Source organism: Alcanivorax sediminis (assembly GCF_009601165.1).
Lineage (GTDB): Bacteria > Pseudomonadota > Gammaproteobacteria > Pseudomonadales > Alcanivoracaceae > Alcanivorax > Alcanivorax sediminis.
This window is the reverse complement of sequence record NZ_WIRE01000001.1, coordinates 2,078,782-2,100,072: the sequence shown is the minus strand read 5'-3', so window position 1 is coordinate 2,100,072 and position 21,291 is coordinate 2,078,782. Positions and strand designations below refer to the sequence as shown.

Sequence of the window (21,291 nt, the reverse complement as noted above, 5' to 3'; positions counted from 1 at the left end):
TTACGGCGTATTTTTGGAGAATCGCCTACATGACCAGAGAAGCCACCAGCAAAACCCGCAAGCCAAAACGGGGGCAAACCCGCGAGGCATTGATGGCGGCAGCGCTGGATCTGGTGGTCAAGAAGGCCCCCTTCTCCAGCCTCAGCCTGCGTGAAGTCACCAAGCGGGCAGGCGTGGTACCCACCGCCTTTTATCGTCACTTCCCCGACATGAGCGCCCTGGGCCTCACTCTTCTGGATGAATCCTTCCGCACCCTGCGCCAGATGATGCGCCAGGTACGCCAGGAGCAGAGCCCCGGCGAGAACATGCTGCGCGGTTCCATTGAGACCTACTTCAATTATGTCCGCGAGAATCGTGCCCATTTCCTGTTCGTGGCCAAGGAGCTGTTTGGTGGCACCCCCACCATGCGCAACGCCATCCGCCGTGAAATCCGCATGTTCACCAATGAGCTGGCCATGGACATGGCCCGTTTTCCTTTCCTGAACCATTTCAGCTCTGAAGACCTGCAAATGATGGCCGCCCTGGTGGTAAACAACGTCACCGCCCTGACCCAGGAAATGCTGGAGCTGGAAGAGACCGATGAGTTCGGCCAACAGCAAGTGCTGATCGCTGCCGAGAAGCAGCTACGGCTGATCTTTCTTGGTGTTGCGCACTGGAAATCCAACAAGTCCTCCAGCTGACTCTCTGCAGTCCAGCCATGTGATTACCCTGCCGTGGAGCGTGGCTGCACGGCCAATAGCAGCCCTATTCCCCTGCTCTATACTGCCTTCAATTCAGACTTCAACGTCTGGCCGCTACTTTCGTCCACTACGAAATGTGAAAGGAACAAGTAATGAGCGAGGTCACCTTCCGCGAACTGCGCAACCCGCCCCCCATGGTCGTTAATTTTGCCAAGGCCGTGCTGCGCGCTACCGTCAAACCGGGCAAGAACCCGACCCTGCCCGATGTAGGACTGCGTCTGAATGACGTCGCGCTGGACGAAAAGCACCTGGCGGCCTACCGCAAGGTGTGTGGCTTCGCCGCGGACGGCAAATTGCCAGTGACTTACCCCCATATGCACGCCTTCCCGCTGCACATGGCACTGATGATGACCGACGGCTTCCCGTTCCCGGCCATGGGCCTGGTTCATGTTCGCAACAGCATCACCCAGTACCGTCCGATCAGCGAAAAAGAGCAACTGAACGTGAAGTGCTACCTGGGCAATCTGACCAAGGTAGATAAAGGCTACGAGTTTTCCATCTTCACCAGCATCAGTACTGGCGGTGAGCGGGTGTGGGAAAGCGAGTCCGTGAACTTCTTCCGTACTGGCGGAGGTGGCGGCAGCAAGAAGAAAGAAGCGCCGAAGCCCGAGCCCGCGGTGAATACGGTTGAGTGGAAAGTGCCAGGCGACACTGGCCGACGCTACGGCGCCGTTTCCGGTGACCGCAACCCGATTCACCTTTACCCGCTGTCCGCCAAGCTGTTTGGCTTCAAGCGCCAGATCGCCCACGGCATGTGGTCCAAGGCCCGCTGTCTGGCAGAGCTGCAAAACCAGCTACCGGATACCGCGTACACCGTGGATGTGCAGTTCAAACTGCCCATGTTCATCCCGGCCACCGTGAAGTTCGAGAACACCGAAGTAAAAGGCGGAAGCGACTTCCGGCTGCTGGCCAAAGACGGCATCAAGCCCCATTTGGCAGGCCAGATCCGCAAGGTTGAAGGCTGATTGACCAATACCTGACGCAGGATGTCAGGTGCCAAAGGCCCGCCCGGGTAACCCGGCGGGCCTTTTTTGATCCCGGCCGCCCCTGTGGTTGCGTGAGCTTGCCCGCAAAAGGGCCTCACCGCGCTACAACTTGCCCCTGAAACTCGCTCACGATGCCCGGATCACCGCCACTGGAGGAGCGCCAACAGATCGCTTCATGGCCATGAAGGAGGCCCCAACTGGCGAAATAACGTGCAATTCTCACCTCGTGAGCGTATGATCTGCGCTCTTCGCCGGCACTGCCCGGCACCCTCCCCCCAAATCATAGGTACACCATGTCAGATTCCCGTGCCGGGTTCGCCAATCTTGGCCTGCCCGAGGTTTTGCTCTCTGCGATTGCCCGACAGGGCTTCGAAGAGCCCTCGCCGATTCAGGCGAAAGCCATCCCGCTGTTGCTCGATGGTCATGATCTGCTGGGTCAGGCCCAGACAGGTACCGGTAAAACCGCTGCCTTCGCCCTGCCCTTGCTTGCCCGGCTGGACCCTAGTCTGCGTGAACCGCAGATGTTGATCCTTGCCCCCACCCGCGAACTGGCTATCCAGGTCGCCACCGCATGCGAAGAATTTGCTGCCGACATCAAGGGCCTGCAGGTCCTGCCTATCTATGGTGGCGGTGAATACCGCACCCAGCTCAAAGGCCTTCGTGGCGGAGCCCAGGTCATTGTCGGCACCCCCGGTCGCGTTATGGATCACATGGAACGCGGCTCTCTGAAACTGAACAATCTAAGAGCCCTGGTTCTGGATGAAGCCGACGAAATGCTGCGCATGGGCTTTATCGACGACGTAAAATGGGTTCTCGAACGCACCCCTGACGACTGTCAGCTGGCGCTGTTCTCCGCAACCATGCCCCCGGTGATTCGCAAGGTGGCTGACCAGCACCTGAAGAACCCTCAACGGGTGCAGATCGACAGCGGCAATGCCACTACCTCGACCACCATTCGCCAGCGCTACTGGCCTGTTGCCGGGCTGAACAAGCTCGACGCCCTTAGCCGCATTCTTGAAGCCGAAGACCACGATGCCGTTATCATATTCGTGCGCACCAAGCAGGCGACCCTGGAACTGGCCGAGCAGCTGAACCGTCGTAACCTGCGCGCTGACGCTCTCAATGGTGACATTCAGCAGCAGCAACGCGAGAAGACAGTCCAGCGCCTGAAAGACAAGCGTTTCGACCTTCTCGTGGCTACCGATGTAGTCGCTCGAGGTCTGGATGTGGCGCGTATCACCCATGTCATCAACTACGACATGCCCGGTGATCCGGAAGCCTATGTCCACCGTATCGGTCGTACCGGCCGTGCGGGTCGTCAGGGTGATGCCATCCTGTTCGTCAGCCGTCGCGAGCAACACGTACTGCGCCAGATCGAGCGCACCACCCGCCAGAGCATCGAAAAGATGGATCTGCCCTCCGTGGATGATCTCAATGCCAAGCGCGTTGCGGCCTTCCAGGAGCAGCTTGCTGCGCGTCTCAACGATGGCGACATCGAAGAAACCCGGGCGCTGGTCAAGCAGATCTCGGAAAGCATGGAGCTGTCCGGTGAAGACATGGCCGTTGCCCTGGCTGCCGCCATGTTCCAGCGCGAACCGCTGATCCTCAAGGAACCCAAGTTCGTCAAGCAGGTACGTGAGCCTCGCGAACCGCGTGAACGTCGTGAGCGTCGCGCCAACGGCAGTGGTCGAGATGACCGCGCGCCCCGAGGCAAGCGCAACGACAAGCCCATGCGCGAGTACCGCATTCAGGTTGGCCACGACCACGGCGTCAAGCCGGGCAACATCGTTGGCGCCATCGCCAACGAAGCAAAACTGCCCAGCCGCCTGATCGGCCCGATCAAGATCCACCAGGACCACAGCACTGTGGAACTGCCGGACGATCTGTCCCCGAAACAGCTGCACACCATCCGCACCGCGCGGGTATGTCAGCGGTCCCTGGGGCTTGAAGCGGTGTAACGGCATCAAGCTACACGCTGCAACGCGAAGCCAGGCTAGCAACATGCCCACAGGCTGATGCCTCGCGCTGCAGGCTTTAAGAAAACCGCGTCATTTGGCGCGGTTTTTTTTATTCCTTGTAGCTTGCGGCTTGAAGCTTGTTGCTGCTATTTCAGGATCCCGAAATCCGGAAACCCACCTTCAGGCACACCTGATAGTGGCCCACCTTCCCGTCAACGATATGCCCACGGGTCTCGGTCACTTCAAACCACTCGGTGAGTTCCAGGCTTTCACTGGCCGTGGTCAGGGCATTTTGAATGGCGTCCTCAATACTCTCCTTTGAGGAGCCCACCAGTTCCACTTTCTTGTAAACATGATGATCAGACATGAGCGCTCTCCTTATCGCTGATTGGTCAGCCATGTTTCCATCCTGCGCCTGCAAAGCCCCGCTTGCACCCTCGCCTTCCCGCTTCATGACGCTGATCAAAAAACAGACGAAAAAGCATTGAAACTCTCACCCCAGAAGCTCACAAAGGGAGGGCGACTGCCTCATTCTGGGAGCCAATACAGGAGGAAATGCGATGGATATGCACAAAATGACACCATGGAACTGGCTGAGCGACGAGAGCAACCGGGACCGCCCACTACCTCAACGGCAACCACGCCACCCCCTGTTGCGCTGGGAAAGAGAGTTCGACAACTGGTTCGAGCAAATGCTGGGCGACATGGCCTGGACCACCCCTGCCCCCCAGGCTCAGCCCAGCGCTCCCTTCCGCCCGAATCTGGATATTCTTGAACGGGAAGACCACTACCTGATCACCGCAGAACTGGCGGGTGTCGAGAAGCAGGATCTGGAGATCACCCTCGACAACGAACGCCTGCAAATCAGTGGCCACAAGCAGGACATCCAGGAATCAGAGCGGGATGGCTACCACTACAGCGAACGCCGATATGGTCAGTTTCAGCGCATGCTGTCCTTGCCGGCAGACGCGGATGGCGAGCAAATGAACGCGGTCTTTCACAACGGGGTGCTGTCCCTGACCATACCCCGCCATGAGCAACATGGTCACGGCCGCAGGAAAATCGAGATCCATTGAAAACAGGAACCGGGTAACTCGTCCGCCCCGGATGAAATCGCTACCATGGGCCTCCCTCTGGAGGCCTGTTATGCGATCCGTACTCGTTTACCTGACCCTGCTGCTGTTATCTGCCTGCCACCATTTCGATTCTGGCGGTCATGACTTTACCTTGCAGACTGAAGACCTCCAGGTTTACCCCCTGAATGACCACGTTTGGGTGCATCGCTCATGGGCGCGGGTGGAGGGGGAACGCTACCCGGCCAATGGGCTGATTATCCTTGACGACGATCAGCTCATCCTGGTCGATACCGCTTGGGGGAATGCCCTCACAAGCGAGCTACTCACCTGGATCGAAGACTATTTTGGCAGGAAACCGGACATGGCCATTCTGACTCACGCCCATGCGGACAGAATCGGTGGGCTGCCTGCTTTGGCTGAGCAGCACATTGCGGCCTATGTGCACCCCATGACGCGAACCCTTGCCGCGGCAAAGTACCCTCGCGAGCAGCTTCCCAAGGCCATCGACGAACTGGAGCAAGATACCTCCGCCCAGCTCGGATCACTGGAAGTCTTCTACCCCGGCCCGGCCCACAGCCCTGACAACATCGTCGTGTGGTATGACGACATGAAGCTGCTTTTCGGCGGCTGCGCGGTGAAGTCTTCCAGCGCCGTTGATATTCACTACGTGGAGGGTTCCAGCCCGGCAGGCTGGGGGGCCGCCATCAGCCGTATCCAGACACGCTATCCCTCCGCAGAGATAGTGGTGCCTGGCCATGGCCCGGTAGGTGAAGACCCGCTACTGAATCACACCCTTGAACTGGCCCGGCAGGGATACCGTCCGTGACGCTGCCGGCCGGGTGACAAACCTTTATTTCAACGGCACCAGCAGCTCCTCCAGCGGAGCACGCTCAGGCTTGAACCGGTTGATGGTCTCATCTGCTTCATAGCCCAGCGACAGACCGCACAGCAGTTTGTAATGCTTCGGAATGTTGAAGTGTTTTTCCAGCGGCGAACGCCACAGCGCCAGAGCCCCCTGCGCACAGGTTCCCAAACCGGCATCGGTGGCCGCCAGCATCAGGCTTTGCAGGAAGATGCCGGCGTCCAGCGGGCTGTACACATCCAGCCCCTCATGGACAAAGATGAACAGCGCCACCGGGGCGTTGAAGAAACGGAAGTTCTCGCGCATCTGCTGGTGGCGGCCCGACTTGTCAGCGCGGTCGATGCCCAGCAATTTGTATAGTTCATGCCCCGTGGCATTGCGTCGCGGCTGCAGGTCTCTGGGGTAATCGGTCACCGGCCGGAAATCCCCATCGGGAATGCCGTCATTGGTGAGCTTCGCCTTGATCTGCTTGATCTTTGACCCCTTTGCCAACGCTATCAGCTCATCAAACATGGGCGGCAGGGTTTCACGGAGATCTTCCAGTACCGCGCCTTTGGCAACAGCAATCATGTACGGTTGGGTATTGGACCAGCTTGGGGACGTGGTCGCGGTGGTCAATAACTCCGTGAGCAGCTCGTCGCTCACCGGCTTGTCAGAAAAGGCTCGCACACTGTGGCGCTGGGCCATCGCGTCCTTGAATTCCATGGGATCACTCCACTGTTAGTGAAACGACTATGCCAAACTCTGGCTGCCCCCGGCCATGACCAAGACCTCCGATAGACTGAAACCCAACGCCAGTTGATCCCCTGCAGGCACCTCCGCCACGCCCTGACAAGGCCCAGCGCGGGCAGGGCCACTCTCAGGCTGCGGGCCAGGTCAGGTAAACTGACAAACCGCCTTGTCCCAACCTTCACTTCCGCAGCGGATAATAAGAGGTTCTTGATTAAGGAATTGCCGTGTCCAAACCCCATATTGACAACGTGCGCCGCACCCGCACCCTCACTCTGGCCAGCCTTGCCCCGATGTTTGTCCTGGCAGCGTTGGCCTGGGCCGAGCCCTGGCGCGATATCGCATTGTCGGGACTGGTAGGCTACGCCGCCATTTCGCTCACCTTTGCCGGTGCCATACACTGGGGTCGAGTGCTCAGCGAGTTCCATCAATCCAATCAGTTTCCCACCCAGCTGTTTGGAGTGCTGGCCGCTTTCCTCGGCTGGACCGGGTTATTGCTGCCCCGCGAACTGGCCTTACCCATGTTGGCCGCAGGCTTGATGTTCCTGTGGGGAACGGAACAGATGCTCTTCAATGAAGAACTTCCGCGCTGGTACAGAAAGCTTCGCACCTTGCTTACAGCGGGTGCCGTGCTTGCCATGTTGATCGGTTGGGCAGCGGCCATGCTACCAATGTTTTGAAGATTGCGAATGCGTTCTTGCGTCACGCACAGCAAAACTGAACTAACCGATTTTACCCTGTTTTTCCTCAGTCCCTTGTCACCCCATAGCCACTCCAGACTGCGCCCGCTAGACTCATCGGACACTGATCAGGAGGAAGCGACGGATGCGGCTGGCAAAACAATGGATCACCCTGACCCTGATCTTCATGGGCACCTCCGGCCTTGTCATGGCCGCTCCGCCAAGCTACCAGAAAGACATTCGTCCAATTCTTGATCAGAAGTGCCTGGCCTGCCACGGCTGCTACGATGCCCCCTGCCAACTCAAGCTGGAAAGCGTAGACGGTCTGGATCGCGGCGCCAGCAAAATCCCGGTCTACAACGGTGGCCGGGAAGAAAGCATTCCGCCTACCCGCCTCGGCACCGATGCCCAGAGCACCGCCCAGTGGAGGGAAAAAGGCTTCTACTCGGTGATCAACAGCGCCTACGGTATGCGGGGTTCCCTGCTGTTCAAGATGCTGTCGCTCGGCCATGAGTACGACTTCCCCGCCAATCAGAAGCTGCCAAACAAGATCCAGCTCGGGGTGAAACGCGAGAACACCTGTCCGAACCCGGAAGAGTTTGATGACTATGCCGATAATCATCCTATGGAAGGCATGCCACTGGCTGTCACCGGACTCACCGATCAGGAGTTCAATACCCTCAAACAATGGATGCAAAACGGCGCCCCTCTTGAAGAAGAGCCGCTGACGCTGTCTGCCGATGAGCAGCAACAGATCCAGCAATGGGAAAACCTGCTGAACCGCAGGGACAACCGCCATGCCCTGGTGGCACGCTGGCTGTACGAGCATTTGTATCTGGCGCACCTGTATTTCGGCGAAGAAGAAGGGCCACGGCCAGCGCACTTTTTTACTCTGGAGCGCTCATCGACTCCACCGGGACAGCCCCTTGTGCCGGTCGCCACCGTCCGCCCCAATGACGAGCCTGCCCACCCCTTCTGGTATCGGCTGCGTCCGGTCAGCGGCACCCTGGTGCACAAGACACACATCACCTTTGCCCTGAATCCGCAGAAGCTGGCACGCACCCGACAGCAGTTCTTCTCCGGTCAGTGGCAGGTCAATACCCTGCCGGGCTATGCCTATGAAAACCGGGCTAACCCGTTCATCACCTTCGAAGCTATCCCTGCCGAAGCCCGCTATCAGTTCATGCTCGATAATGCGGAGTACTTTGTTCGCACCTTTATCCGCGGGCCGGTCTGCCGTGGCCAGATTGCCACCGATGTGATCCGTGATCAGTTCTGGACCGTATTCCAGGATCCGCAACACGACCTGTTCATCACCGATGCCCGCTATCGTAATCAGGTCAGTCCGCTACTCGGCCTGCCAGGCCAGGATGAAAGCCTGCTTGAAGCCGGGGCCGCCTGGTTCCGCTACAGCGGCGATCGCAACGACTATCTGCGCATTCGACAGCAAGCCTATGCCAAAGCCGAACCTGCCGGCCCCGGCTGGGATTCCATCTGGGCGGGCGAAGGCCACAACCGCAATGCATTGCTGACCATTCTGCGCAACCATGACAACGCATCGGTACGCAAAGGTTTACTGGGAGACTATCCGCTGACCACCTGGGTGATGGATTACCCACTGTTTGAGCGCACCTATTACCAGCTGGTGGTGAACTTCAATGTGTTTGGTGCCGTCTCCCACCAGGCCCAGACGCGCCTCTACTTCGATCTTATTCGTAACGGCGCCGAACAGAACTTCCTGCGCTATCTGCCTCGCGAACTGCGTGAGCCGGTTATTCATCACTGGTATCAGGACGGCGGGAAAGTTCGCCTGAAGATCAGCTATGCGAGCATTGATACGGAGCACCCCACCGCCATCCCGTTCAAGACCAGCACCCCGGTTAACGAATTTAATGCCAACCTGGTTAAACGCTTTGCTGAGATTAACGCCAGACCCGACCCGTTGAATCGTTGCGACAGTGAACGCTGTGCCCGCAACGATGTGGCAGCCTGGCGTCAGCAGGCAGACAGCAATCTCAGCAAACTGGCTTCACGGCGCCTGGGCAACCTGCCAGCCATCCGGTTTCTGCCAGAGGTGACCATGCTGCGTGTTGAGAATGAGGCAGGCGAACAGGAAATCTATACCCTGTTCCGCAACCGCGCCCACAGTAATGTGGCGTTCATGTTCAACGAAGATGGTCGCTTCCAGCCGGAGCTGGATACTCTCACCCTTTACCCCGGTGTGCTGGCCAGCTACCCCAACTTCATGTTCAACCTGACGCTGCCGGAGTTGGCCACCTTCGTTGCACGCGTGGAGGGAGTGGAAGACGAGGAGGGCTTTACCCAACTGGTGAATGATTACGGCATCCGCCGCACCCACCCGCATTTCTGGGATTACTTTCATGCACTCACCCGCTACATGGAACAACATGAGCCCAGCCAGGCCGCGGTGCTGGACATGAATCGCTACCAGAATCTGTAGTAACGCTGAAAGCTGAACGCCTGAAGCCTGACGCTTACCGCAAGGCGATGTTCACTACAGAAGACACGGAGACCACTGAGTGCAAGGCGGGGATTCGTTCAGTAAGCGGAATCTCCCGCAACACTCAGGCTTTCCATTGCGGCTTGACGCTTGTAGCTTGCTCCTGTTGCTCGCCTTGCCCCGTCGTTCATTGGTCAACGCCCAAAGCTGTTTTCCCTGCCCCCCTTCGATATAATTGCCCGGTCGTGTATCGCCGGGCCCGCGACGCTCTTCTCCCGCCCGGTAAGCCTCCCTATTGAACGGAGCTGACAATGCGTTTCAAAATTCTTGCCGCCCTGCTGGCAGCGGTGCTGCTGTCTGCATGTTCTGAAGAGCCCGATACGGCCACCTTCACTTTCACTGCTATTCCTGACCAGGACGAATCCCAGCTACAAAAGCGTTTCGGCGTGGTGGCGCTCTACCTGGAAGATCAACTTGGCGTGCCGGTTAAGTATGTACCGGTGAAATCCTACGCTGCCGCCGTTACCTCTTTCCGCAACGACGAAGTGCAAATGGCCTGGTTCGGAGGTTTGTCCGGCGTGCAGGCCCGTCGTCTGGTACCAGGTTCACAGGCGATTGCCCAAGGGCAGGAAGATACCGCGTTCAAGAGCTATTTCATTGCCAACACCGCTACCGGCCTTGAAGCAACCGACACGCTCACCGAGGCGTTCATCACCCCGTCCTCGTTCACCTTTGGCTCCAAAGGGAGCACCTCCGGGCGTCTGATGCCGGAGTTCTATCTGCGCGAAACCTTCAACAAGGCGCCGGAAGAGCTGTTCGAAAAAGTGGGTTTCTCCGGCGATCACAGCCGCACCATTGCCCTGGTACAGACAGGCGCCTACGCCACCGGTGCAGTGAACTACCAGGTGTGGGAACGCGAACTGGAAGAAGGCAAGATCGATCCCACTAAAGTCAAAGTAATCTGGGAAACTCCGACCTACCCCGACTACCACTGGACCATCCGGGGTGATCTGGATGCCAAATTCGGAGAAGGCTTCAGCCAGCGCGTCACCGAGGCCCTGCTGGCCATCGAAGATCCGGAGTTGCTGAACGCCTTCCCGCGGGAAAAGTTCATTCCTGCCAGCAATGCGGGCTACGCTCCAATCGAAGCAACCGCCCAGAACATCGGCCTGCTGGACGCTCCCTGATCGTGTTTCAGTTTGAACAGGCACGGCTTGGCCATCCCGGCCAGGCCGTGTTTGAAAATCTGACCCTGCACATTGCTCGGGGCGAACAGGTTGCCTTGCTGGGTCCTTCCGGTTCCGGCAAGTCCACTCTGCTTGCGGCCCTGCGTGAGCAACAGGCTGACAGTGTGGCCTGGTGTCCGCAGAGTGCCGATCTGGTGCCCATGCTCAGCGTGTTTCATAACATCTACATGGGCGCACTGGATCGTCAGCACAGCCTCACCAACCTGCGTAACCTGATCTGGCCAACCCGCGCGCAAAAGCATGCCATTGGCGAACTGGCAGACAGCCTCGGACTGACGGACAAGCTTTTTACCAGCGTCGATCGCCTCTCCGGCGGACAGGCACAACGGGTAGCCCTGGGGCGCGCGATCTACAGCCAGCGTCAGGTCTTGCTGGCCGATGAGCCGGTTTCCAGCGTAGACGAGCATCACGGGCTGACCTTGCTCCAGCAGTTACTTGGCCGTCATGACACCGCCGTGGTCGCACTCCACGATCGTAGTCTCGCCCTGCAGTGTTGCAGCCGGGTAATCGGCCTGCGCGATGGCATCATTGCGCTGGATGCGCCCTGTCAGTCGCTGACACTGGCGGACCTGGACGCCCTCTACCAATGACAACAGCGCTCAACACCACCGCCAGTGGCTGGCGACGCACCAGTGGCATGCTGGCTGCGGTTGGCGTGCTGGCGTTGCTGTTTGCCGATCTGGAAATTACCCAGGTCTCCCCCGGCCACGAATTGCTGTGCATGGCGCAGGGTTTTCTCGGCCCGGATTTCTCTTCCACTGAGTTTCTCTGGCAAGCCATTGCCAACACCCTGGCCTTTGCCTGGCAGGGGACCGCGCTGGGAGCACTGGGCGGTTTTCTCATGGCGGTGTGCTGGCAATGGCGCGCAGTAAGAGCCGTGGCCGCCAGCCTGCGCGCAGTGCACGAACTGTTCTGGGGCTTGTTGCTGCTGCAGCTCACCGGCCTCACCACCGCCACGGCAGTGCTGGCTATCGCCATTCCCTACAGCGGCATTTTCGCCAAGGTGTTCGGGGAGTTTCTGGAAGAAGCCAACCCGGCACCGGCTGCGGCTTTGCCACAGGCCAGCTCTGCTATCAGCGTTTTTTTCTATGCTCGTCTGCCGCTGGTGTGGCAAGCCTTTAAGGCCTACGGCGGCTATCGGCTGGAGTGCGCCATCCGCGCTTCCGCCATTTTGGGTTTTATCGGCCTGCCGACCCTGGGCTTTCACCTGGAAACCGCCTTTCGTGAAGGTCACTATGATCAGGGCGCAGCGCTGCTGTATCTGTTTTTCCTGATTATCTTCACCCTGCGCGGGTGGCTGCGTCCGGTGTTGATTCCTGCTTACCTGATTGCTGCCATCGCCTGGGCGCCACCGGTCATTCATATCAAACCGGATATTCTGATTCGCTTTGTGACTCAGGATCTGGTGCCGGCGCCACTACGCCATGGCGGCGGACTCAACGAACTCATGCCGTGGCTGGCCAGCCTGTGGCAGCAACAGTTGTGGCCGGGTCTTTGGCAAACACTGGTGCTCGGCATGGGCGCCCTGTTGATCACTGCCCTGCTTTCGCTGCTGTTGTTCCCGCTGATATCCCCCTTGTTTGGCACCCGTGCCTCCCGCGTCGGGGGACATGGCCTGCTGGTCATCCTGCGCACCACCCCGGAATTTTTTCTCGCTTTCTTTTTCCTGATCCTGCTCGGCCCCTCCATGTTGCCGGGCATTCTGGCACTGGCACTGCACACCGGTGCCATCGTGGCTCACCTCACCGGTCGGTTCAGCGAAAGCCTGCAGTTGCGTGCCGACGCGCCAACCGGGCTCAATCGTTATGCCTGGGAAGTGCTGCCACGAATCAGCCCCAACCTGCTGGCGTTTCTGCTTTACCGCTGGGAAGTGATCATGCGAGAGACTGCCGTACTCGGTATCCTTGGCATTCATACGCTCGGCTTCTACATCGATTCCAGCGTGGCCGAGTTCCGCTTTGACCGGACTCTGATTCTGATCCTCGCGACAGTGATGCTGAATCTGCTGGTGGATGCCCTGTCACGGAGTATCCGCAAGCGGCTGCGGTTAAAACCGGGTCATGGCGTGGGCTAGCACGCCAGACGCAAGACGTCATCGTCAGAAAGGTTGGAGCATGACCCAAGGGCCTTTATCCTGTAGGCGGTCAAACTTATTTGGTTTTCAGATTTTAGCGTCCGGCCACAGGCGTCTGGCGTCCAGCCTCAAACAAGGACCCTCATGAAGCTTTATCAGGTCGATGCCTTTACCTCTTCACTGTTCGGTGGCAATCCCGCTGCGGTGGTACCGCTTGATGGGTGGCTGGATGACTGCCTGCTGCAAAACATCGCTCTGGAAAACAACCTCTCTGAAACTGCCTTCATCGTGCCCGATGAACAGGGCTATGCCCTGCGCTGGTTTACTCCCACGGTGGAGGTGGATTTGTGTGGGCATGCCACCCTGGCGGCCGCCTGGGTGGTTTTCAACGCCCTCGGTTTTCCCGGTGAACGGGTTCGCTTCAGCTCTGCCTCCGGGCCCTTGTTTGTCAGCCGTGACGGCAACCGGCTAACGCTGGATTTTCCAGCGCGCCCCGGCACACCCATCCTCGATCGCCAGCCGCTGGAGGCGGCGCTGGGTATCCAGATTGCCACCGCCCTGCAGGCACGGGATACCTTGGTACTGCTCGACAGCGCCGAGCAAGTCAGCAACTTTCAACCTGACCTGCACGCTATCGCCCAATTGGACACCTTTGCCGTGATGATCACAGCACCGGGCGACGACTGTGATTTCGTCAGCCGTTTCTTTGCTCCGGCAAAAGGCGTACCTGAAGACCCCGTTACCGGTTCCGCCCATTGCACCCTGGTGCCTTTCTGGGCAGAAAGACTGGGCAAGACGCAGCTCCATGCCAGGCAGGTTTCTGCCCGGGGAGGCGAGCTGTTCTGCGCGTTGAATGGGGACCGGGTCAGCCTCAGCGGCGACGCCTGCTGCTACCTGAAAGGCGAATTGTTGCTGTGATGACCTCTGCTGCCAATCTGGATCTGGTGCTGGTGGGCGGTGGCCACAGCCACTGCCTGGTGCTGCGCATGCTGGCCATGGCGCCCATACCGGGAGTGCGCGTCACGCTGGTGTCTCCGGAGCCGCTGAGCGCCTATTCCGGCATGCTGCCAGGACTGATTGCCGGTCATTACTCACTGGAAGAGACCCACGTGGATCTCTACCGGTTATGTCTGGCCACCCACACCCGCTTCGTACAGGCCGCCGTCACCGCCATCAACAGCCAGCAGCGAAGACTGGAACTGAACGATGGCAGCCAACTGGAGTACGACTGGCTCAGCCTGGATGTGGGCGCCACCCCGGACCTGTCTCCACTGGGCTATTCCCTTCCCAAACAGGTGGTACCGGTAAAACCCGTCAGCGGCTTTTATGCCCGCTGGCAACAGTGGGTCAACGATAACCCCTCTGCCTCACTGGCCGTGGTGGGCGCCGGTGCCGGCGGTACCGAGATGGTACTGGCCATCGCCGAATACGGCCGCCAGCAGCAACGTCCGCTTTCCCTGTCGCTGATCTCAGGCAGCATCCTGCTACCCGGTTATGCCGCCAGCGTTCGGCGCAAGATGCAGGCGCGGCTGGATGACTACGGCATCCGCTTTCTGGAAAACACCCTGGTGGAAAATCAGGGCGGACAGGTCATCGCCAACGGGCAGCCGCTGGATGCTGATCAGGTGTTATGGTGCACCGGCGTGCGGGGTATTCCGTTGTTCGCGAACAGCGATCTGAACTGCGATAAAAAAGGGTTCGTGAAGATTAACGATACTTTGCAAAGCCATAGTGATGCGCGAGTGTTTGCTGCAGGTGATTGCGCCGCGTTTCCGCAGCCTCTGCCCAAGGCTGGAGTCTATGCAGTTCGGCAGGCCATGACCCTCGCCCGCAACCTGCGTGCCGCCATTCAGGGCCAGCCACTCACGCCCTACCGCCCGCAGTCGCGTTTTCTGTCACTGCTATCGGCAGGCGGCAAGGATGCCGTGGCCAGTCGCGGCGGCAGCCTGAGCCTGGGAGGCCCGCTGATCTGGCGCTGGAAGGATCGGATTGATCGCGCGTTCATGCGCAAGTTTCAGGATCAGCTGCCCCGCATGGCCCCCGCCCTCTCCGATCCCGATACCCTGCACTGTGCCGGCTGTGGCGCCAAAGTGGGCAGCGATGCACTCGGAGAAGCGCTGTCTGCCTTGCAGCCTCAAATCAATCCGGGGATTGAAGCCGGCGTGGATGCGGCCGATGACGCCGCCGTGATCCAATGGCCCGAAAACCGCAAGCTGGTCCAAAGCCTGGATTTCTTTCCTGCCTTTATCGATGAGCCTTATCGCTTTGGTCGCATTGCAGCCCTTCATAGCCTCAGCGATCTGTACGCCATGAACGCCACGCCTCATTCCGCGTTGGCCAACATCACCCTTGGCTGGAATCATCCGCGCCTGCAAGCCCGTGATCTACGGCGATTGATGGCTGGTGCCGTCCATGAATTGAATCAGGCAGGCTGCACCCTGGTGGGTGGCCACACGATTGAAGGCCCGCAGATGGCCGCAGGCTTTACCGTGAACGGCGGCGCAGATTCTGACACCCTGTGGCACAAGAAAGGCGCCACACCCGGCGATACGATTATCCTCACCAAACCGATAGGTAGCGGCGTACAGCTGGCCGCCATGATGCACGGAGCCAAACTGCGCGGACGCTGGCTGGGTTCCACGTTGGACACCCTGCTGCAAAGTAACGGTCCGGCAAGGGACGCTCTTGCCAGCACGCCAGTGCATGCCTGCACCGATATCACCGGTTTCGGCCTGCTGGGCCATCTCCAGGAAATTTGTTCGCAAAGCCAGGTGGCCATTGCGCTGGAGACTGCAGCGGTGCCACTGCTACCGGGCACCATTGATCTGATAAAGGATGGTGTCACCAGCACTCTCAATGAGGCCAACCGCAGTGCACTGCTTCATTGCGCCCATGACGACACCATTGACGATGCCATGCTCACCGCCCTTTGCGATCCGCAAACCAGTGGCGGACTGGTGTTCTGTGTGCCTGGCGAGCACACCAGTGATGCACTGCAACGATTGGCGATGAACGGCGTGAATGGTGTCGCTATCGGTAAAGTCCTTGTAAAAGATGAGAAAAACGCGGCATCAATTTTTATTAAGTAACGTCAAACTGATAGCTTAGTTTTTATATTCCCTAGCCATCAGGAGAACATTCATGACCAAGCGTCTGACAGGCCTTGTTACTGCATTCGTGCTGCTGTTCATGCAGCTGCTCGTTGTCCCTGCCGCCCACGCGGCCATGGTCGGCAACGACGCCGTGGTCCAGCAAATGGATCGTGCTGAACTCAAAGCCAAAGTGATGCAGGTGATGGACCACAAGGCCGCCGCACAAACCCTGGAAAAATACGGCGTGGACAAGGAACAGGTCAGCCAGCGTCTGGATCGCCTCACCGATCAGGAACTGCAGCAACTGGCCCAGAAAGCCGATGAGCTGCCCGCAGGCCAGAGCGTACTGGGAGCCATCCTGCTGATCATCCTGATTCTGATCATTCTGGATCTGCTTGGCGCGACCAACGTCTTCCCGGCGATCCATCCAATCAGCTAATTCGGGAGATATTCGTGTCCCCGATCCTGGCGATGTGGCAACGGGCTCGCCCCGTCGCCACCGCCGCTCTTTTCATGATGCTGGCAGCTTGCCAGACGCTCCCCCCTCCCGAGCTTGCGCGGCAACAACCCGAGTATCAGATCCGCGTGCCCTTTATAGCGCAGGAGAAGTATCAGTGTGGGCCCGCCGCGCTGGCCATGATGCTGCAATGGGCTGGCAAGACCGATACCGCCGATGCGCTGGTAGACGAAGTCTGGTTGCCGGAACGGGAAGGAAGCCTTGGTATTGAATTGAAGGCCGCCGCGCGTAGTCGTGGTCTGCTTGCCTACCCCGTTGAAGATGAAGAAAGCCTGTTTCGGGAGATTCAGGCTGGCCGCCCGGTACTGGTATTGCAGAATCTGGCACTGGAAAGCTGGCCGAAATGGCACTTCGCTGTGGTCACCGGTTATGACAAGGCCGGCAAGACGATCATCCTGCACAGCGGTACTACCGAGAGCGCAACCAGCCACTGGAATCGTTTTATCCGCACCTGGGCCCGTGCAGATCGCTGGGGCTTTACTCTGGTTCAACCGGGAGAACTGCCCGCCAGCGCCACCGCCCACGGTTTATTCCGGGCGATATCGGCGGCACCGAATGGTGGCAGTTATTGGCCGGTGGCGGTGGAGACCTTCCCGCAAAGCGGAGAGCTGTGGTTTGGTTATGGCAACAGCCTGTGGGCTGAGCAGCAGCGTGACGCTGCCCTGCACGCATTCGAGCAGGCGGTGAAGCTCAAGCCGGATTTTGCTGCGGCCTGGAATAACCTGGCCTATGCACAACATGCCCTGGGACAGGAAGACGCTGCCCGGCACAGCCTGTGTCAGGCATTGGCGCTGTCACCGGAAGATCCCGGCTTGCAGGACAGCGCTCGCGATCTGGGCTATTCCTGCGCTGCGGAGCCTGCGGACGCAGACTGAAGTGTCTCCGCCACTTCCGGATGCGCCTGCAGGATTTCATCCCGCTGGTTGCGCAACCCTTCCAGTTTTTCCCTGCCTTCCTGAATCTGCTCAGGCGGCAGGCCGTCCGCTTCCGCGCGAGCGATCATCGTTTCCAGTTCAGTGATTTTCTGGGTGGCCGCTGAGGCAAAGGAGGCATAGACCTTCTGGTTCTGACGTTGCTCGTACTGCTGGTAGAGATCCGGGTCCGCCAACTCGGCGGCGCTGGGCAGCTCACGCAGATCCTCGCTACGCACCAGAGGCGGCGTTCGCGGATCACCGTTTTCCATGCTTTCGCGCAACGCGGTGACCACGGCCTGCGAAGGCACAGGCACCTGGGAAGGATCGCGATTCTGCTCCGCCAGCAACGCTTCCGGTGCCGCCACATAACGCTCCCCAATGATCTCAACCATCGGCAACGCTGGGGGTTCCTCGCTGGCAAGCTCACGGTGCGCTGAAGGCTCGGATTGGGGCACAGACAACGCCACCGGGCTTTGCTCGGCAGCGTTTTCTTTCGCCTGCCACCAGACGGCTCCGGCGCCGATCGTCAGACCAAGACCAGCAACCACAGCGAATACCACCCGCATTACAGCACCTCCGGATTCACTCGCAGGGATGCCGCATCACTGGCGGCCGCCAGCCGCGCCTTGAACGCTTCCTGGAGCTGCACCTTGGCAATGGCCATGGCTGCGCGATAACGCACTGACTCACTATCCACCGGCTGGAAGCCGGTGATCTTTTCATCTACCCAGAGAATCTCCCAATAGGCATCGTTGCTATCGGTGGGGCTTCGGAACGACGCAGAAACGCGCCCCTGTGGCTGCACGAAGGCCAGCGCACGGATCCAGTCACCGCTGCGGCTGTCGCGATCCACCCAACCGAGATCACCACCCTGTTGGGCATCGTCAGCCACGGAGTAACGGCTCACGGCCTCTTCAAACGACAGTCCCTGTTTGATTTCAGCCACCACCCGGTCGGCTTCCTGCTGGCTATTCACCCGCAGGTGGCGAGCGCGCACTTTTTCCACCCGTACAAACTCGTCACGATGCTGCTGGTAATACTCGCCCACCTGTTGCGCGGTCACCGTTTCCGCCTGGGCTCGCAGGGCCGGGTTGTCGTCATGGATGTCGTGCATCAGACCATACTCATGCAACATCACCTCCCGCTGGCGTGCATCCTGGATGCAACGATCCATGGCCGCCATTGAGGCGGGAGCCACGCCGGATTCATGTTCGAACCAGTGAAACACGAATTCCATGTTCAGCTGCTGCTTGATGGCTTCACGGATAAATTCGCGATTGAGATTATGCATCTGCACCTTGAGCTGAATATTCTGGCGACGGTACAGATCCCACAACGAAAGCGTCTGCTCAGGCGCGCCGTCCGCAAAGCGGTAACGGGCAATCACATGGGCCGCGGCCTGAGCCTGCTGCGCCTCGGTCATGGTGGTGTAAAGATTCTGCTGCAATGCCAGCATGGGCTGCAGCGTTTCGGCGGACAGATCCAGTGGTGCGGTCAACCAGGCAAGGCTGTCACTGACACCCGATTCGCGCACAGCTGCCTGAATCTCGTTGGCATAAGCGGTACGCAACAAACGAAAGCGATGTTGTTCGTGCAGGCTTTGCGCGCTATAGCCCACGCGGCCCTCGTTATCTTCCCGGGCATGATCCTCATGGCCATGCTCGCTTTGCGCCATATCCGCCAACAGACGGTTTTCGATCAGCCCCTTGAGCACCGCTTCCCGGCTGGCCTGGGGATTGGCGCGGCGGCTCGCCGCCACAAAGATATTCAAGGTCTCGGCAGGAATCACCTCACCGTTGACCCGGGCGGCCACGGAATCCGGTAGCGGACCCCACTGTCGCCAGCCCAGCAGTGCCAGCGCTGAAAGCACCGACGCAGCAAACAAAATCGAGATAAGACGTTTCATTCTGGCCCACCCTCTTATTGTGGTTATGGAGGTAGACGAGGCGGCCCCGCAGGGCCGCCGGTGTTGTGCTTACGGATTCACTTTCAGTGCCGCATGGTTCAGCACGTGAACGACCATGGCAATCGCATGGGGAATCACGACCTGAGCCACCTGCAGACGGTCAGAGTGATCGGTGCTGGACAACACGATACCACCATTGCCATAGGCCAGCGCACCGCCCTGGGTCAGCAGCGGACGGATGTCATTGCTGGACGCCGAGAGCGGGGTGTAATCCTGAATAGCCGCCGCCACCATGGCCGGGTTGTTCAGGCTCTCGCTGTCATAGTAATCCGCCACCCAGGTTTCCCAGCCGCTGTGGTTCAGGGCAGAGGTAGTCCAGACGTGGTGCGGTTGCAGCAGGTCAGTGGTGTGCATCACGAAACCCAGCGTCTGGGCGGTGGGGTTGGCCAGGAACTGGCTGTACCAGTACTGACCCAGGTTATCGATGGGCTGGAACGGCATTTCCTCAAAGTCATCGTACATGGACTTGCTGGAGTAGCTGCCCTGACGGTAGTTGGCTTCGGTCACGCCGTAGGTGTTGTACTCGGAATCGTCAGACCACCACCAGCCGGTCATGCCGCCTTTACCGTCATCCATGTAATCGCCGTACAGCCAGGTGGCGGCCAGGTTGTCGATGTCACCCCACACGGTCAGCAGGTCATAGTTGTAACCGCCGAAGTCGTTGCCGTGCACGTCAGAACCGCGAGTATGATTCTGGAAGTGCCAGTAGGAGGTGTAGTTCACCAGTGAGGAACCGGCATTGAATACCGGCGCGTAAACGCAATCACCGGTGGTGGCGCCACACAGGTAGGTGTCCTGGAAGTCGTCCACGTCGTAGGCACCCTGCCCGATCACTTCGGCAAACTGGTCCATGGTGTAGCCAGCCGCGTTCACCCAGGCCTTCAGACGGTTGTACTCAGTGGTGGTCGGATTGGCCTTCATGTAGTTCACCGCATCAATGGCAATGCGCTTGTGGGTGATCTGCTGGAAAGCCTGGGCCGGTGAGGCCAGTACAGCGGCGCTCAGAACGCCTGCAATAGCGAGCTTCTTCATGGGGGGTCCCCTCCCTGTTTTATTGTTGTGTAACTTTTTGTTATTGCTGGTTAAACAATAACCAAACGAGCGTACCAACCCTAGGACGCCCCGGGACAATTCATGGACATTTTCTGCCACAGGCCGAAGAGCGGGTACAATGCCGCCTTTCAGGCTAACCATCAGATATGACAGCCCATGGACATCGCGTTTGTACTGGTAGAACCCGCAAGGGGTGAGAACATCGGCGCTGCTGCCCGCGCCATCAAGACTATGGGCTTTGACGATCTGCGGCTGGTACGTCCCGGCGACATGACGGCCGCTAACTGGGTGGCCCACCAGAGCCAGGACATTCTCGCCGGTGCCCGCCAATTCGACTTCCTGGACGAAGCTCTGGCCGATGTGGACCTCAGCATCGCTTGCACCGCCCGCCAGCGAATCCAGAAAGAGCGCTATGTGAATGCGGACGAATGCGCCGCGCTGCTCTCCGCCAAACCGGGCAGCCTGCAACGCGCCGCCATTGTCTTCGGCCGCGAATCCAGCGGCCTCACCGGTGAAGAAGTCGCACGGTGTGACCTGGGCAGCAGCATTCCCCTGGCTCACCCACAGCCCTCCCTGAACCTGGCCCAGGCGGTGATGGTCTATGCCTGGGAGCTACGCAAGCACCGCCCTGAAGCGCCCGCCACCGCCAGCGACAGGGACACTTACCGGCACACCCGCGACGCCCTGCAGGGGCTGCTCAGCGCACGAGGCATCGAAGAGCGCGAAAACCTGCACCAATGGCTGCTGGAACTGCTGCCGCTGGCGGATGACCGGGCACTCGGACTCATCCGCCAACTGATTCGCCGCCTGACAAAGCCGTAGCAGCCAGCCTGCAAGCGTTCCGAGCCCAGCGAGGAAACAAAACAGTGTCGAGTGACGAGAAGCGAGTTTCGAAGGTCAAAACCTGGATGCCTGGGATGTTGGGTTTTCGCAACT

At 59.3% G+C, this 21,291-nt stretch carries 20 protein-coding genes; 15 read left to right on the top strand and 5 right to left on the bottom strand.

Annotated features, from left to right (window positions below; translation table 11 throughout):
• Positions 1–29: 29 nt before the first annotated feature.
• The 3 genes from GFN93_RS09620 (at position 30) to GFN93_RS09610 (ending at position 3,684) form a co-directional block, all read left to right on the top strand.
• Complete coding sequence (locus tag GFN93_RS09620; RefSeq protein ID WP_153500889.1) at positions 30–680, top strand: TetR family transcriptional regulator; 651 nt, start codon at positions 30–32, stop codon at positions 678–680.
• A gap of 152 nt (positions 681–832) precedes the next feature.
• Positions 833–1,705 (top strand): MaoC family dehydratase, encoded by an 873-nt coding sequence (locus GFN93_RS09615; RefSeq protein ID WP_153500887.1) that lies wholly within the window; start codon positions 833–835, stop codon positions 1,703–1,705.
• 314 nt (positions 1,706–2,019) lie between these two features.
• Positions 2,020–3,684: a DEAD/DEAH box helicase gene (locus tag GFN93_RS09610; RefSeq protein WP_153500885.1), complete on the top strand. Its 1,665-nt coding sequence runs from the start codon at positions 2,020–2,022 to the stop codon at positions 3,682–3,684.
• A 151-nt stretch (positions 3,685–3,835) separates the two neighbouring features.
• On the opposite strand, the gene GFN93_RS09605 is transcribed toward GFN93_RS09610, so the two are convergent.
• A complete protein-coding gene (locus GFN93_RS09605) occupies positions 3,836–4,051 on the bottom strand; it encodes a dodecin (RefSeq protein ID WP_153500883.1) in 216 nt (71 codons plus the stop codon).
• 193 nt (positions 4,052–4,244) lie between these two features.
• On the opposite strand from GFN93_RS09605, the gene GFN93_RS09600 reads away from it, so the two are divergent.
• Both GFN93_RS09600 and bla read left to right on the top strand, forming a co-directional pair.
• Complete coding sequence (locus tag GFN93_RS09600) at positions 4,245–4,760, top strand: Hsp20/alpha crystallin family protein (RefSeq protein ID WP_153500882.1); 516 nt, start codon at positions 4,245–4,247, stop codon at positions 4,758–4,760.
• 70 nt (positions 4,761–4,830) lie between these two features.
• Positions 4,831–5,586, top strand: coding sequence for a subclass B1 metallo-beta-lactamase (gene bla / locus GFN93_RS09595; RefSeq protein WP_194285781.1), 756 nt, complete (start codon positions 4,831–4,833; stop codon positions 5,584–5,586).
• A gap of 24 nt (positions 5,587–5,610) precedes the next feature.
• Here bla and GFN93_RS09590 read toward each other — a convergent pair whose 3' ends face one another.
• On the bottom strand, positions 5,611–6,327 hold the full coding sequence (locus GFN93_RS09590; RefSeq protein WP_153500878.1) for a nitroreductase: 717 nt from the start codon (positions 6,325–6,327) through the stop codon (positions 5,611–5,613).
• Positions 6,328–6,578: 251 nt separating this feature from the next.
• Between GFN93_RS09590 and GFN93_RS09585 the strand changes: the two genes are divergently transcribed.
• From GFN93_RS09585 to GFN93_RS09545, 9 genes are all read left to right on the top strand, one after another.
• The gene (locus tag GFN93_RS09585) at positions 6,579–7,031 is read left to right on the top strand and encodes a DUF3429 domain-containing protein (RefSeq protein WP_328594477.1); all 453 of its coding nucleotides are present in this window, start codon (positions 6,579–6,581) and stop codon (positions 7,029–7,031) included.
• Between the two features lie 145 nt (positions 7,032–7,176).
• A complete protein-coding gene (locus tag GFN93_RS09580; protein ID WP_153500876.1) occupies positions 7,177–9,492 on the top strand; it encodes a fatty acid cis/trans isomerase in 2,316 nt (771 codons plus the stop codon).
• Positions 9,493–9,803: 311 nt separating this feature from the next.
• A complete protein-coding gene (locus GFN93_RS09575; protein WP_153500874.1) occupies positions 9,804–10,679 on the top strand; it encodes a putative selenate ABC transporter substrate-binding protein in 876 nt (291 codons plus the stop codon).
• A gap of 2 nt (positions 10,680–10,681) precedes the next feature.
• Entirely contained in the window at positions 10,682–11,329 is a 648-nt protein-coding gene (locus GFN93_RS09570) for an ATP-binding cassette domain-containing protein (RefSeq protein ID WP_328594475.1), read from the top strand.
• Complete coding sequence (locus tag GFN93_RS09565; RefSeq protein WP_153500871.1) at positions 11,326–12,813, top strand: PhnE/PtxC family ABC transporter permease; 1,488 nt, start codon at positions 11,326–11,328, stop codon at positions 12,811–12,813. Before GFN93_RS09570 ends, GFN93_RS09565 begins: the two co-directional genes overlap by 4 nt.
• A 144-nt stretch (positions 12,814–12,957) precedes the next feature.
• Entirely contained in the window at positions 12,958–13,731 is a 774-nt protein-coding gene (locus GFN93_RS09560) for a PhzF family phenazine biosynthesis protein (RefSeq protein WP_153500869.1), read from the top strand.
• Complete coding sequence (gene selD / locus GFN93_RS09555) at positions 13,731–15,902, top strand: selenide, water dikinase SelD (protein WP_153501932.1); 2,172 nt, start codon at positions 13,731–13,733, stop codon at positions 15,900–15,902. Before GFN93_RS09560 ends, selD begins: the two co-directional genes overlap by 1 nt.
• 52 nt (positions 15,903–15,954) lie before the next feature.
• Positions 15,955–16,344, top strand: a complete 390-nt coding sequence (locus GFN93_RS09550; RefSeq protein ID WP_153500867.1) for a PA2779 family protein — start codon at positions 15,955–15,957, stop codon at positions 16,342–16,344.
• A gap of 14 nt (positions 16,345–16,358) precedes the next feature.
• Positions 16,359–17,297, top strand: a complete 939-nt coding sequence (locus GFN93_RS09545) for a PA2778 family cysteine peptidase (RefSeq protein ID WP_328594473.1) — start codon at positions 16,359–16,361, stop codon at positions 17,295–17,297.
• Here GFN93_RS09545 and GFN93_RS09540 read toward each other — a convergent pair.
• From GFN93_RS09540 to GFN93_RS09530, 3 genes are all read right to left on the bottom strand, one after another.
• Positions 17,261–17,902: a hypothetical protein gene (locus tag GFN93_RS09540; protein WP_153500865.1), complete on the bottom strand. Its 642-nt coding sequence runs from the start codon at positions 17,900–17,902 to the stop codon at positions 17,261–17,263. The two genes, GFN93_RS09545 and GFN93_RS09540, sit on opposite strands and share 37 nt — an antisense overlap.
• Entirely contained in the window at positions 17,902–19,242 is a 1,341-nt protein-coding gene (locus GFN93_RS09535) for a peptidylprolyl isomerase (protein ID WP_153500863.1), read from the bottom strand. The genes GFN93_RS09540 and GFN93_RS09535 overlap by 1 nt, the downstream gene beginning before the upstream one ends.
• Before the next feature lie 69 nt (positions 19,243–19,311).
• Positions 19,312–20,334 (bottom strand): phospholipase C/P1 nuclease family protein, encoded by a 1,023-nt coding sequence (locus GFN93_RS09530; protein ID WP_153500861.1) that lies wholly within the window; start codon positions 20,332–20,334, stop codon positions 19,312–19,314.
• Positions 20,335–20,511: 177 nt separating this feature from the next.
• Between GFN93_RS09530 and GFN93_RS09525 the strand changes: the two genes are divergently transcribed.
• Complete coding sequence (locus tag GFN93_RS09525) at positions 20,512–21,177, top strand: tRNA/rRNA methyltransferase (RefSeq protein ID WP_153500859.1); 666 nt, start codon at positions 20,512–20,514, stop codon at positions 21,175–21,177.
• Positions 21,178–21,291: the final 114 nt, after the last annotated feature.

What these genes read in the sequence shown, in the direction of transcription:
- GFN93_RS09620 (WP_153500889.1), top strand. Translation starts at nt 30, where the DNA reads ATGACCAGAGAAGCCACCAGCAAAACCCGCAAGCCAAAACGGGGGCAA.
- GFN93_RS09600 (WP_153500882.1), top strand. Translation starts at nt 4,245, where the DNA reads ATGGATATGCACAAAATGACACCATGGAACTGGCTGAGCGACGAGAGC.
- bla (WP_194285781.1), top strand. Translation starts at nt 4,831, where the DNA reads ATGCGATCCGTACTCGTTTACCTGACCCTGCTGCTGTTATCTGCCTGC.
- GFN93_RS09615 (WP_153500887.1), top strand. Translation starts at nt 833, where the DNA reads ATGAGCGAGGTCACCTTCCGCGAACTGCGCAACCCGCCCCCCATGGTC.
- GFN93_RS09550 (WP_153500867.1), top strand. Translation starts at nt 15,955, where the DNA reads ATGACCAAGCGTCTGACAGGCCTTGTTACTGCATTCGTGCTGCTGTTC.
- selD (WP_153501932.1), top strand. Translation starts at nt 13,731, where the DNA reads ATGACCTCTGCTGCCAATCTGGATCTGGTGCTGGTGGGCGGTGGCCAC.
- GFN93_RS09610 (WP_153500885.1), top strand. Translation starts at nt 2,020, where the DNA reads ATGTCAGATTCCCGTGCCGGGTTCGCCAATCTTGGCCTGCCCGAGGTT.
- GFN93_RS09565 (WP_153500871.1), top strand. Translation starts at nt 11,326, where the DNA reads ATGACAACAGCGCTCAACACCACCGCCAGTGGCTGGCGACGCACCAGT.
- GFN93_RS09590 (WP_153500878.1), bottom strand. Translation starts at nt 6,327, where the DNA reads ATGGAATTCAAGGACGCGATGGCCCAGCGCCACAGTGTGCGAGCCTTT.
- GFN93_RS09560 (WP_153500869.1), top strand. Translation starts at nt 12,958, where the DNA reads ATGAAGCTTTATCAGGTCGATGCCTTTACCTCTTCACTGTTCGGTGGC.
- GFN93_RS09540 (WP_153500865.1), bottom strand. Translation starts at nt 17,902, where the DNA reads ATGCGGGTGGTATTCGCTGTGGTTGCTGGTCTTGGTCTGACGATCGGC.
- GFN93_RS09525 (WP_153500859.1), top strand. Translation starts at nt 20,512, where the DNA reads ATGGACATCGCGTTTGTACTGGTAGAACCCGCAAGGGGTGAGAACATC.
- GFN93_RS09605 (WP_153500883.1), bottom strand. Translation starts at nt 4,051, where the DNA reads ATGTCTGATCATCATGTTTACAAGAAAGTGGAACTGGTGGGCTCCTCA.
- GFN93_RS09575 (WP_153500874.1), top strand. Translation starts at nt 9,804, where the DNA reads ATGCGTTTCAAAATTCTTGCCGCCCTGCTGGCAGCGGTGCTGCTGTCT.
- GFN93_RS09530 (WP_153500861.1), bottom strand. Translation starts at nt 20,334, where the DNA reads ATGAAGAAGCTCGCTATTGCAGGCGTTCTGAGCGCCGCTGTACTGGCC.
- GFN93_RS09580 (WP_153500876.1), top strand. Translation starts at nt 7,177, where the DNA reads ATGCGGCTGGCAAAACAATGGATCACCCTGACCCTGATCTTCATGGGC.
- GFN93_RS09535 (WP_153500863.1), bottom strand. Translation starts at nt 19,242, where the DNA reads ATGAAACGTCTTATCTCGATTTTGTTTGCTGCGTCGGTGCTTTCAGCG.